Here is a 13,674-nt window from a genome sequence, read left to right as displayed (position 1 = left end):
ATTTTTAATTATTCATTTCGTCTATTTCCGGCGAGGGTAATACAAACTCTTTTTCCAACGTCTTCTCGGTCCAAGCATCTATAACGACAGGCATATGATGACGTTTATAAAAAAAGAACAACTGACCTTCTCCGTACACTTCCCGACGCAAATCTTTCAATATAATATTCTTTATAAATTCCTCTTTCGTGTTATACCCTGCCACACCTGCACGGGAACCTCTTTTACGAACGACAAAATACACGTAATCTTCAGCTAATTCCGGATCTTCATCAAAAACGGCTTCGGCAGCAATATAGTACATCTCGCTTAAACGAATCATGGGTATCATTTTACTGCAATACTTCCCTTTACCTTGTGTCAGTTCTTTTAATCTTTTGGGAAGCGGTTGATCTGATCCGTATAGCGGGTGGTCTTCCCACGCTTCATAGCGGTAATCGTATTTTTTATCACTATTAGAAAACAAGCCGTCTACATCTTGCATACATATATAATTGTTCTCCTCGAAGTATCCGGTCGAATAATCCGTCAGATTATTATTGTATAAAGCAAAAAACACATCGTCATAATATTTGAGATTACTTTGAGACTCCACATCGTCTCTCGTTGTAAATTCGATCCAATCCTCTTGTTCATGCAGATCGATCAACTCTTTAGCATAAGCGAATGCACTCTTTTCATCTCCCTTGTACATATAGACACGGGCCAATAAACATTTAACAGCCCAATAATTTAACCGGTATCCCCGGAATTCTAAAAAACGATTGCTTTCAAAACTCGTTAATTCCAATCTCGCTTTAAGTTCCTTTACCCTTTCCAATTTACTCCAGTCATACTCTTGTACCAATTCATGCGCTTTTTTCAAATCACTAATAACAGAATCCAAAAAGACGGAACTTTTTACCTTATCCGGAAAATAAACAGGGAACTCGGTTACATAAGGTAAAGCCTTTATTTCACCATCTACTTTTATACTGGGAGCAAACAAACGTAATAAATCGAAATGCACGAGAGCCCTGACCGCATAAGCTTCTCCTAAAATAAGATCCCGTTCTCTCTCTTGCAACGAGAATAGATTAGGATCGGCGATTAGAATATTCTTTATTAACACGTTACAATTGGCAATAATATTGTATCCTTCTGTCCAAAAAGTCTTGATTATCGTTTTCACCCGGGTATATTCGTAATTATATTTGGACGCCTCTTCATAAGCATGATTCTTCGTGTTCTCCGTATCATAATATTGTGCCAAGATATCCAAAAATCCCCAAGATAATTCCTGCCCGTACATACCTTGTTCAGCCATCGACTTATAAAGTCCATCCAATTGAGTATAAAATCCTTCTACCCGGGAGAATAGATCTTCTTCTGAAATCTGTTCTTTAGGCTCTATGGTTAACCATGAATTACAAGACATAAATGCCAAGCATATTCCTAAAACACACCATCTATTTAGCATAATTTAAAAATTAATCATTAGGTTGAAATTAAAACTCCGGGCAAAAGGGTAATCCAATCCTCTCTCCCGTTTCACGCTACACAGTTGAAACAATTCTCCGCATCCGATTTCCAAACGCACTCTTTCGAGTCCCAATTTTTCCGAGGAAGATTTACCCAATTCGTATTGCAAAGACATCGAGCTTAATGAAAACATATTATAGTCCTGCATAAAACGGGACGTAGGTCGTGTCTGTTTATATCTCTCCTTAATATCTTTTAACGGAGCTTTATCGCCGGGATTTTGCCACCGTTGGCTCAACACCCGCTTATCCACATTTTCAGTTTCTATATTCGCGTTCTCGACATAATATACCAACGTTTCATTGTACCGCTCGCTACCGAACTCATAAGAAAAATTGGCCGTCAAGGTAAAATTCCGATAGGTTGCATGTAATCCTAAAGACCCCGATCCCAAAGGCTCCGTATCTCCGATAACGACATACTCCTTCGGATCATTTTCAAAAACCACGGCCTCTTTTTTATCTAAAAACACCTCTTGTCCGGTAGCCGGATCTATTCCCAAAGAACGCATCCCGTATTTAGCCGTTAAAGAACCTCCCTCGTAAAATTTCGTCCAGATTTTCCGTTCATCCGACTGCTCCCCCAATGCTTTATCCGAGTTGTCATAATACGCTTCTACTTTCCGATTATAATCTTCCAACGATTTACCGATTTCAAGCATCCGGTTCTTATTCCGGGCGATGTTACCGTTCAGAGCTAATGAGAAATCCCGCCCCTGATACACACTCGCGTAGATATCGAACTCCACTCCTTCGTTCCGAACCTTGCCCAAATTATCTTTATACACGCTAAAACCGGAAGTGGAAGGAATAGTGACATCATTTACCATATCGACGGTTGTTTTATTATAATAAGATAACTTCAGATTGATCTTACCCCTCAAAAAAGAGGCATCTACCCCCACATCTACAGTACTTGTTTTTTCCGGCTTTAAAGAGTGATTCCCCAAATAGGTGATTTTAGTCCCGAAACCCGTCACATACCAATCATCGAACATATTTACAAAATAGTTCCGGGCAGCATAAGCCGGAAAATTAATATTTCCGATCATCCCGTAAGAGCCTCTCAACCTCAATCGATCCAACCATTCCGTGTTTTCCAAAAAACTGTATTTATGAATATTAATTCCAAGGCCACAAGCCCAATAAGGAGAACCTTTTTTCTCCGTCCCGAAAACCGAAGAACCCTCGTAACGAAAAGAAAAATCCATCAGGTAAATATCGTTCCAACTATAATTCAAAATACCGTTTATTCCGGCAGAACGGGAAGTAGTTTCTCTCTTACTGGGCTTCCCGTTAACCTCCGACGCATAATTCACGGAAGACAAATGCCCCGAAGGAAAACCGACATAGTGTGTATATACCGAATGACTCTTATTCTCTGTCAACTCTCCGTTAATGGCAATATTAATATCGTGTTTCTCTATCGTTTTATTTAAACTTATCCCCAAACGAACATTGACTCTACTGGAACCTCCGACATCGGTATACAAATCCCCGGCAACCAAATTATCTACCGAAATCTTCCGGGAGCTGTACTTCGAAAGCGGATCTATAAAACGACTGTCATCATTCCATTTTTGAGTCACTCCCAATGATCCCTGAATCATCAAATAATTCGTCACGTTACAACGCAACTGCAAATTATCCATCAGTTCATGTTGAGTCGTTTTCGCAAAACTCTCCAATCGAGCTTCATACATCGGGTTAGGAGAATCTCCCCCCGATGCGAATGTCGTGAGTTCTTTCAACAAGTTCCCGTTCGCATCTTTATACTTTACATAAGGCAATTGATGGGAATAATCCCGAAACGCTCCATAAGGAGAATCGGCCGTAGAAGTATAATGGTAAGAAACAGAATTACGTAAGAATAATTTTCCGTATTTCAAATGAATATTAAACTCGCCTCCCCAAGTATTTCGCTCGGAACCTTTCATTACGCCATCGTTTTGCGAATAATCCACGATAAGGCTATAACGAATAGCCTTCGAACCACTTTCAACCTGTAAACTATGATCGTGTCGAAAAGCCGTACGCAAAGGCAAAGCCATCCAATCCGTATCTACACCCTCCACATAGACGGCATTCCACCTTTTCATATACAACTCCTGCCCATCATACATGGGAGAGTTTGAATTCGGATCATAATCAAAGACACCGGAACGTTTCTCTGCCTCCAACTTTTCCCTCGCGTTCATCAGATTATATCCGGACAAATCAGGAAATTCCACGGATCCCGTCACGTTATAGCTGACCTGTAACCCACCTTCTTTAGGGGTACGGGTCGTGATAACGACTACCCCGTTTGCAGCCCGCGAACCGTACATGGCCGTTGCCGCAGCATCTTTCAGGAGGGTCACCGACTCTATCCGGTTCGGGTCCAAATCGTAAATCTTACGTATATCCACCTCAAACCCATCTATCACAAACGTGGGAGTATTCGGGTTCGCCTCCAATGAAGATTTCGCAAACGGATTCGCTCCCAACTCATCCAACTCCATTTTACCCAAGCTCGAACGCCCCCGAATCGTTACTTCTGGCAATTTATTCGGATCGGAACCGGCTAAATTATCCTCCGTAATCTTAAACGACGGGTCGAATATTTGTAAGGCTTTTATAATATTCGTTCTCGATACCTTTAACAAATCGTCTCCCCGTATCGTTCTCGCGTTTCCGGTAAAACTTTTGGTATTGATATTTCCGTAACCCGTAACCACGACCTCCTCCATCTCTTCAACATCATCCTCCATTTTTATAAGAATAGGCTCTCCGGGCACAACCGCATGTTCTACCTTTTTCATTCCGATAAACGAAAATACCAATACCGGATTTTTCGATTTTTTTAGTGCAAACGTAAACTTACCCTTTGCATCGGTTGTAATTCCCAAAGTCGTCCCTTTCAGTACGATGGTGACTCCCGGAAGCGGACCCCCCTTGGAATCGGTCACTTCTCCCGTCAAAATCATCTTCTCAACAGCAGGCGATACCGTCTTCTTTTTGATAATAATCGACTGCATTTCAAATTTGTAGGTAAAAGAAGTTTTTTCAAACAATCTGGTCAGAACCGAATCCACCGTCACGTTTTTCAAGTTTAAGGTCACCGATCCGATCTCTTTCAATTGTTCCGCATTATACACGAAATTCAACCGGGTCTGTTTGTTGATCTCTTTAAATACATCCTGTACACCTACCTTTGTCAGGTAAATCGTTACTTTTTGCTGTTGAGCCGCTACCACTCCCGGTAGTAAGATCACGGACAACAACAAAATCACTTTAAAAACCCTGGTTTTTCCATTTTTTAGGCATAAAAGCCGCCCAAGACAAAACCATCTTCGATTTTTTTCCATAAATTTGTATATTACTATTTAACACTCGGATGTGTAAACATCCATCTTCTACCGAAAGTTGCTGGAACAACTTTCGGTTTTTTATTTTACTACAATTACATGATTTTCAATATCAAATTTTACCGTAGCCGTCTCTTCGATCAAATGAAGGATATCCCGGACATCCGAAAAACGTTCCATAATACCCGTAAAAGTCTGATACCTTATCTCCTGATTCTCATAGACGACCTCAATGTCATACCAACGACTTAAACGCTTCATGATCTCCTCGACAGTCTCATTCTCAAACACGAACTTACCCTCTTTCCAGGCAGTATAAACAAACGGATCGACCTTTTCTTTGGTGACTAACCGCGTACTTCTACAATACGTTGCCATCTCATCCGGACAAAGTAGGGTCTCTCTATCCGAAAAAACATCCTTTATGCAAACACTTCCATCTACCAGCGTCGTCCGTATGGTATCACGATCATAACAATTCACGTTAAATCTCGTCCCCAACACCTTCACTTCCATCCCTCCGACATTTACAACAAAAGGATACCGATTATCATACGCCACTTCAAAATAAGCCTCTCCCCTTAAATATACCCTTCTCTCCCTTTCCGTGAATCTTACAGGGTAACGGAGACTCGTTTCCGAGTTCAGCCAGACTTTCGTTCCATCCGATAATTCTATCGGGTAAAAACCTCCTTTCGGCACATTCAGGGTATTGTAAATCTCCTCTCCGCCCGAGTCAACCTTCACCTCCGCGTAACTCAAACCGTGCAAGGAGTCGTTACGAATTCCCGTTGCCGACAAATCTTTACATCCACTCCCCGTTTTACTCAATTGAATCGTTTGACCATCCGATAATATCAATTCAATCGCCGCACCTTCCGGGCGAAATGCTTCGGTTCGTATCGTCGAGTCTTCTCCCCCCGTTATTTGCAACTCTTTTACAGCCCATATCGCGGAAAATCCCAATAACACGACAGAAGCCGCTATGGAACGATACCAAATCAACCGACGCCTCTTTCGTCGGCCAATGGTTTGTCGCAAGTGAAAGTAAACAGCCGACCTATCCTGCTCGAAATCGACAGTCGAACTCTTTTGCCGGATAGCAACCAGCTCTTTCAATAACTCCACATGTTCGGGGATACTCATCCACTGCTCAACCTCCCTGTTTTCTAACGCTTTCCTGCAGGAAAGAATCTTAATGGCAAATCTTATATCTTCCTCGTGATAGCTCATCTTCTCCTATTTTTACATCTAATACCCCCACCCCCCAAAAACGGGTGACACGCAAAACCTACTTTTTTCAAAAAAAATTAAACCCATCCGACAAATAATAAGCAAGTATCAATCAAAAAAGATATAACACCATGAAAATAAGAGTTTTATTCGAAGCAATATGCATTACCTGTAATCACAAACATTGACAACACACACCTACTTCCTTAGTAACAGGAAAGAATTTGACCCCGACAATTATACCAAAACAACTAAAATTCTACACCAAATATAACAGAACGCGAAGCATAAACCGGATTATTTATACCGGATGAAAAACATAATCACACGGTCTTCTAATTCATTGCGCAAAAATCTTAACGCTCGGGCAAGATGTGTTTTAACGGTATTTAAACTAATTCCGAGTTCTTCCGCGACCTCTTTGTATTTCTTTCCTTCCACCACACATTTGATCAAAACATCATGTTGCATTTCCGATAACAGACACAATTGCTCTTCCAAGCGAACAAGACGTTTCTCGTGTTCATCCAATTCCCCGGCTGCCGAATCAAATAACGTTTCCAATTCGTATTCGCTTGTTTTCACCACGCTTAAATGCCTTAAATAATTCAATGCCTTATGCTGCGCCAAAACAAACAGGTAAGATTTTACAGGATATACCGGATTCAAACATTTCCGTTTATTCCATAGCAATAAAAAAGCATCGTGTACGATATCTTTCGCTATCTCCTCATCCCTTACATAATTATACGCAAAACCCGTAAGGTTGGAAAAATGCTTATTAAATAGCTTTTCGAAAGTTTGACCGTCAAAAAATTCTTCCATTATGCCATGCTTATAATAAATTATTATATTATATACATGCAAATGTAAGCTTTTTACCGAGTATTACAACAATATTAACACAAGGAACAGAGACCTGTTATAAAACGACGAGGCCGTTTGAGTTTTTCAAACGGCCTCGTCCATCTATATTATACCGTGATTAGGCGGGAATCAAACCGGAAATCAGAATCAATACCAACAATCCCAAGATCGCGTACAACTCGGGGAACACGGCCAATACCATCGTGGTTCCGAATACATTGTATCCGCTACCGATAGCGATAATACCGTTCGCACAAACCTGTGCCTGACGAATAGCCGAAAAGAAGGCTACTAACCCAAGACCGATACCCGCACCGAAGATAGCGGAAGCAACGCCCCAATCCATAGCAGGATTCAAATGACTACTCAACAGGAAGTATCCCACGAATCCGTACAATCCCTGAGAAGAAGGCAGAGCGGACAGACCGATATATTGACCGGAAGCCGTCGGGTTTTTCTTTAAAGCCCCCACGGCAGCATTACCGCAAATTGTAACACCATAAGCACTACCAACACCTGACAATGCTACCATCAATGCAATTCCTAAATAAGCTAATAAAATTGGTTCCATAATTTAAAACGATTAATTTGTTATTTCTAATAATTTCTATTTTCTAATTAAGCTACTTTTTTCCTAAAAGGTTCATATTGTTTACCCCCTCCTTCAAAACTGGCATTCTTGTAAAACTCCACGAAAGTGAGTCGCATCGGATGCACGAAAGCCCCGATCATACACAAACCGAAATTTATCGAGTGTCCGATCAGCAGGATCAAAAAGGCGGCTATAAATTGAACGACAAAAGGTAATGACGAGGTCAATTCGAAAGCAAGCGTATTAAATACGCCGCCTAAAATACTACCTGTCAAACCCAAAGCAAAAAGACGGATATAAGACAAGGTATCTCCCAACAAGCCGGTTGCCATATTGTAGGTTCCCCATAAAGCCGAACCGAGATTCGTGAACACTCCTTTGCCCGGAGAATTCATAAAGAGAATAACGATAGCACATATACCGACGATACCGTACAAAACATAGGTCAACACGAGAGGTAATGTCATTCCCAATGCCGGAAGACCGAGCAAAACGATCCCCATAAGGATCACCACGACCCAGGCAATTGTCGACATCGCGTACTTAAAGCCGTACTGCTTCGTCAATTTAGCCGCACTGATGCACATTCCGAAAAGGATCTGTACAATCCCGACTACAACTGCAAGTACCATCATCGGATTATAGCCCCCGAGGTATTTTCCATAATTCGCTTCCGTCAAAAAGTACTCTTTCACGCCTTTCAGCCAAGGCCATTCAACGGAATCAAGGGCGATACCGAAAAACGATCCGGTAAGAATACCCACTACAATGGTGGTAATACCCAAAATTTGTCCTAACACGAGATACCCTTTCAGCTCCGGTTTAGCCTTCCGCCCCAACCAGAAACATACGGCCCAAATCAACAAACCATATCCTCCGTCTCCCATACACAAGCCGAAAAACAGCATGAAGAAAGGAGCTAAAAACGGGGTAGGATCCAATTCGTTATAGTTCGGTAAAGCAAACATCCGGGTGATCGGCTCGAATAAACGGGTATAAGCATTATTACGCAATAGAACAGGCACATCATCCTCTGGAGTCGGCCGGCTAAATTCGAAATAAGTATCCTTGGTCTCTAAAAATTTTCTCATCTCCTCTTCCTTCTCTGCCGGAATCCACCCTTCCAAAGCGATGACTTTCTCTTCAACCAAAGCCCTTGCCGCATCTTCAACCTTCAATTCGTCCACGATCTCACCGACATGCAACCGATAATCCTTTAAACGATGGATCGCATCCTCCGCTTCCCGATCTAATTTCTGATTCAACGTTAAAGCCTCTTTTCGTAAACGCTCCATCTCTCCAGCCAATTTTTCCGCCGATTCCGTCGGAAACACGAAGGGATCTGCCTCCAAATCCACTTTCGTTCCAACAGGTGTCACCGTCACGAAATACTTCTGTCCCATCATCTCGTTTACCACAACGGCATTGTAAAGCCCTTCCCATGCGGTATCGAATTTCTGGTCCTGTACCGTAAAAAAACGAAGCTCCCAGCCTGCCTTTTTCAACCCCTCAACCCGATTTCTGGAAAAATCTCCCCAAGGACGATATTGCGCGTATTCTTTCTGGACATAGGCCAATTCCTGATCGATTTGCTCTAAACGACGATAGCTGTTATCCAAATACTCCAACAACTGATCGTCGGCAACGTCGACTTTTTCCTTCTGATCGGTCGCGTTCCGATTTTCCAATCGCATAATCATCTCGCCAGCCTGTTTGATCAGCATCAACTTGGTCTGCAAGGCTTTATCCTCGGCCGAACGCTCTACATTTTCATGGATATGAACCACTCCCTTTTCCCGAAGTTCCTCGAGAAATTGCTGATATTCTTTATAAAAAATCAACAGGGATATTTTTTTCATAGGTACTATCATGACTCTGCCTCCATCATTTTACGGTTTTTCACGATCTTTTGCGAAGACTTGGAAAGATTCTCCTCATCCTCCAAGAAACGCTTAATCTTCCGGATTGCCTCCTGGAATCCGGGGATCTGTACTTTCTCGTACAAATTCACCTTCTGAGTGGTCTTCTTCCTCGCCTTATCCAATAACTCCATTTTACGCATGTAAAACTCCCTTTCCAAAGCGATATCGACCACCTCTTTGATGTATTGTACCCCGTCAAGGAACCACCCCGGCCGGTTAAACAAGCTGAAATCCTTTACCTCGTATTCCACCCCGTCCAAGACAGGGGTTTTTACTCCGGCAATTTTCTTTACAGACATATTTATCTCCTTCACCACGAGAATATCTTTCGAATACTCGTCGTAAAGTTGTAACATATCATGTAACTGATTCAAAGTCTCTTCCAACTTCTCGTCAAACTCGTCGGCAACTTGCTTTGCCTTTTTCACTTCCGACCGTAACGCGGACTCCTTATTTTTGATGGTAGGCAACGCCCGCACCCGCATCTTCAGTTGCTTATCCAACCCCTGAAGCGAAGTTTTATTGTATTGAAATTTTATTGCCATACCTTACTTATTTATAATTGTAAATTGTAGATTGTAGATTTTAGATTGACGACTGTATATTCTTATTTTTAGTATTTATCGAAGCTACCACCATCGCAAGAATCTCCTTAGCTTCTGCGATTAAAGGGATCACAACATCACGTTTCATCACATTAGCTTCCACTATAATTTCTAACCAATAAATAGTCTCGTCACACTCTTCCTCCACTATTTTCATTTTATGGATAAAATCTTTAGCCGACTTTGCACGACAGACTGCTCTATAGTTAGCCCCGACAGACAAACCGCAACGAAGCAATTGGTTCGCAATAACACGAGAAACATGAGTTTGAGGAAAAAACTCAACCAATCGAATAATTTGTAATCCTAATGCTTTCGTCCTATTTTGAAAATCGGTACTATCCATTTAATTTACAATTGTCAATTTACAATCTACAATCGGAAATTTTCATTCAGGAAAATTTCCAAATTCTTCTACTATTTCCGCCTTGATTCCCAATTCCGAGCGGTTGAAATACTTCCGGAACAAAGTCCAAGCCGTATCCAACATCTGGTCGGTGGAGATGTTGACGTCGATGGCCAACAAATCGTTCGAATACTCTTTCGCGAAATCGAGAGTCCGGCGGTCATAATCCGTCAAATCGAATCCGTTCTCCATTTTGGTCCGGGCATTGGCAGCATCGGCATACAGACGAATAGCGGCATTCATAACCTGCGGATGGTCCTTACGGGTTTTCTTACCGATCACCAATTGTTTCAAGCGGGACAAGCTTCGGAAAGGATCGACGATAACCTTACCGATTTCCGTATCTTTACGCAAGAACAATTGTCCCTCCGTAATGTATCCGGTATTGTCAGGGATAGCATGTGTAATATCTCCCCCGGAAAGAGTGGTTACCGCGATAATCGTAATAGAACCACCTGCCGGGAATTGTACGGCTTTCTCGTAAATTTTCGCCAAATCGGAATAAAGCGAACCGGGCATAGAGTCTTTAGAAGGGATCTGATCCATACGGTTGGACACGATACTCAAGGCATCCGCGTACAGAGTCATATCCGTCAACAATACCAATACCTTCTCGTTTTTATCCACGGCAAAATACTCGGCAGCAGTCAACGCCATATCCGGAACCAACAAACGCTCCACGGGAGGAGCCTCCGTCGTATTCACGAAGCTGACGATACGATCCAAAACCCCGGCGTTGTCGAACAAATTCTTAAAATACAAGTAGTCATCATTCGTCAATCCCATTCCCCCCAAAATAATCCGGTCGGCCTGCGCACGCAAAGCCACGTTGGCCATTACTTGATTATAGGGCTGATCCGGGTCCGCAAAAAACGGAATCTTCTGTCCCGATACCAAAGTATTATTTAAGTCGATACCCGCTATACCCGTGGCTATCAATTCGGAAGGTTGTTTTCGGCGTACCGGATTCACGGAAGGACCGCCGATTTCACGTTCATCGCCGTCGATAGCCGGACCCCCGTCGATCGGATCTCCAAACGCGTTGAAAAAACGACCGCATAAATCTTCTCCGACTTTTAAAGTAGGTGCCTTTCCGAGAAATGTCACTTCTGCATTTGTCGGAATCCCTTCCGTTCCGGAGAACACCTGAAGGGTTATATCATCTCCCCAGATTTTCACGACCTGAGCCAAACGGCCGTTCACGATAGCTAACTCGTCATTTCCGACGCCCTGAGCTTTCAGTGAACACGTGGCTTTCGTGATCTGGGTGATCTTCGTGTAAACTTTTTGAAAAGCAACTGACATAATCAAATTTTAATTTTTATAACCTAACGATTCGGTGATTGCAGATTCTGCGATTCAGTAATTCAATCACAAAATCCTTTAATCATTTTTTTTTCTCTCGTTAATAATTTCCTTCACTTCTGCCTCGTATTTCTTAAAGTGTTCAGACTGGAACTCGGAATAGTTCATCTGTTTAAACCCGTTAATGATACGTTTGAAATAGGGATTTACCTCTTCAAAGGAGTCAAAATCAAAATCGGAACGCACGACATCCAACACGGCATTCAACATATACTTCTGACGCTCCATAGAGGTCGAACCGTCGATATTATCAAATGCATCTTGTTGCAAAATAACAAAGTCTATCAGTTCCGATTTCCAGTAAATCAAATGATACTCCAAAGGTACACCGTCATCCCCCAGGATATCGATCTGTTCGGCAGTTTCCCGTCCACGAACCAACATATTCCGCGCTTCGTTTACATCGGCGATCCAATGATCCGAGATATTCTTCTTTGCAAACTCCATGAACTCCGGATACTCTAAGTATTTGGAATAAGACTCCAACGTATCGATGGCCGGATAACGCTTGGCATCCGCACGAGCCTGCGAAAGAGCGTAAAAACAACGGGCTACCTTCTTCGTAGATTCCGTAACCGGCTCTTTCAAGTTACCTCCCGCGGGAGATACCGTACCGATAAAAGTGACAGAACCGGTTTTCCCGTTATTCAGGTAGACCATTCCGGCACGAGCGTAGAAATTTGAAATAATGGCAGACAAGTCCATAGGGAAAGCATCCTGTCCCGGAAGTTCCTCCATACGGTTGGACATCTCACGCAAAGCCTGAGCCCAACGAGAGGTAGAGTCCGCCAGCAAAAGGACTTTCATCCCCATGGAACGATAATATTCACCGATGGTCATAGCCGTGTAAACCGAGGCTTCACGGGCAGCCACGGGCATGTTGGAGGTATTGGCAATGATCGTCGTTCTCTCGTATAATTTACGTCCCGAGCGAGGGTCTTCCAACTCGGGGAACTCCGTGAAAATTTCTACAACCTCATTAGCCCGTTCACCGCAAGCAGCCATGATGATAATATCCGCATCGGCAAAACGGGAAAGAGCATGTTGCAATACCGTTTTACCCGTTCCGAACGGACCGGGAATAAATCCGGTACCTCCCTCTAAAATCGGATTCATCGTGTCGATTACCCGTACTCCCGTTTCCATCTGACGGAAAGGACGCGGCTTATCCACGTAATTTCTTACGGCGACCTTCACCGGCCACTTCTGTGTCATCGTCAACGGAAACTCTTTACCGTTTTCGTCTTTTACGATGGCAATCGTATCTTCAATCGTATACTCTCCGGCATCAGCGACGGAAACTACCGTGTATTCGCCTTGCATCTTAAAGGGAACCATAATCTTATGGTCCAACCAATTCTCTTTCACGTTTCCTAACCAGTCTCCGGCTTTTACCCTATCTCCCGGTTTAGCCAAAGGAGTAAAACTCCATTTTTTATCGACTTCCAACGGATTCGTGTATTCTCCTCGTTTTAAGAAAACTCCGGTCATCTTATCCAGGTCATTTTGCAAACCGTCGAAATTCTTCGATAGCAACCCCGGTCCCAAGGTGACTTCCAACATATGGTTTTCAAATTCTACCAACGTACCGGGTTTCAAACCACGCGTACTTTCAAATACCTGCACATAAGCAATATCTCCAACGACCTTGATGACCTCCGCCATCAGCCTCTCGTTACCCATCAGAATGAAACAAATCTCATTCTGGGAAACCGGGCCTTCGGTACGCACAAGCACGAGGTTGGATATAATACTATGAACTTTTCCTTGTGTTTTATCCATTTTTCAATTTTTAATTTTTAATCTCTCCATCTTAA

General features: G+C 42.7%; 10 protein-coding genes. All 10 read right to left on the bottom strand.

Annotation, left to right across the window (positions count from 1 at the left end; genetic code table 11):
* Window positions 1-4: 4 nt before the first annotated feature.
* The gene (locus BN3283_RS00690) at window positions 5-1,459 is read right to left on the bottom strand and encodes a RagB/SusD family nutrient uptake outer membrane protein (RefSeq protein WP_082667032.1); all 1,455 of its coding nucleotides are present in this window, start codon (window positions 1,457-1,459) and stop codon (window positions 5-7) included.
* Window positions 1,460-1,462: 3 nt separating this feature from the next.
* Window positions 1,463-4,867, bottom strand: a complete 3,405-nt coding sequence (locus BN3283_RS00685; RefSeq protein ID WP_059025316.1) for a SusC/RagA family TonB-linked outer membrane protein — start codon at window positions 4,865-4,867, stop codon at window positions 1,463-1,465.
* Window positions 4,868-4,948: 81 nt separating this feature from the next.
* Entirely contained in the window at window positions 4,949-6,100 is a 1,152-nt protein-coding gene (locus BN3283_RS00680) for a FecR family protein (RefSeq protein ID WP_059025315.1), read from the bottom strand.
* Between the two features lie 297 nt (window positions 6,101-6,397).
* The gene (locus BN3283_RS00675; protein WP_286137421.1) at window positions 6,398-6,925 is read right to left on the bottom strand and encodes an RNA polymerase sigma-70 factor; all 528 of its coding nucleotides are present in this window, start codon (window positions 6,923-6,925) and stop codon (window positions 6,398-6,400) included.
* A gap of 160 nt (window positions 6,926-7,085) precedes the next feature.
* On the bottom strand, window positions 7,086-7,538 hold the full coding sequence (locus tag BN3283_RS00670) for an ATPase (protein WP_041501909.1): 453 nt from the start codon (window positions 7,536-7,538) through the stop codon (window positions 7,086-7,088).
* Window positions 7,539-7,585: 47 nt separating this feature from the next.
* Window positions 7,586-9,418, bottom strand: a complete 1,833-nt coding sequence (locus BN3283_RS00665) for a V-type ATP synthase subunit I (protein WP_286137420.1) — start codon at window positions 9,416-9,418, stop codon at window positions 7,586-7,588.
* A gap of 8 nt (window positions 9,419-9,426) precedes the next feature.
* Window positions 9,427-10,026, bottom strand: coding sequence for a V-type ATP synthase subunit D (locus BN3283_RS00660; protein WP_059025313.1), 600 nt, complete (start codon window positions 10,024-10,026; stop codon window positions 9,427-9,429).
* 40 nt (window positions 10,027-10,066) lie between these two features.
* Window positions 10,067-10,432, bottom strand: a complete 366-nt coding sequence (locus tag BN3283_RS00655; RefSeq protein WP_059025312.1) for a four helix bundle protein — start codon at window positions 10,430-10,432, stop codon at window positions 10,067-10,069.
* Window positions 10,433-10,474: 42 nt separating this feature from the next.
* Complete coding sequence (locus BN3283_RS00650; protein ID WP_059025353.1) at window positions 10,475-11,800, bottom strand: V-type ATP synthase subunit B; 1,326 nt, start codon at window positions 11,798-11,800, stop codon at window positions 10,475-10,477.
* A gap of 75 nt (window positions 11,801-11,875) precedes the next feature.
* The gene (locus BN3283_RS00645; RefSeq protein WP_041501905.1) at window positions 11,876-13,639 is read right to left on the bottom strand and encodes a V-type ATP synthase subunit A; all 1,764 of its coding nucleotides are present in this window, start codon (window positions 13,637-13,639) and stop codon (window positions 11,876-11,878) included.
* Window positions 13,640-13,674: the final 35 nt, after the last annotated feature.

It is taken from the genome of Gabonibacter massiliensis, assembly GCA_001487125.1.
Lineage (GTDB): Bacteria > Bacteroidota > Bacteroidia > Bacteroidales > Marinifilaceae > Gabonibacter > Gabonibacter massiliensis.
The sequence above is the reverse complement of the archived record's forward strand: the minus strand, read 5'-3'. Positions and strand labels throughout refer to the sequence as shown.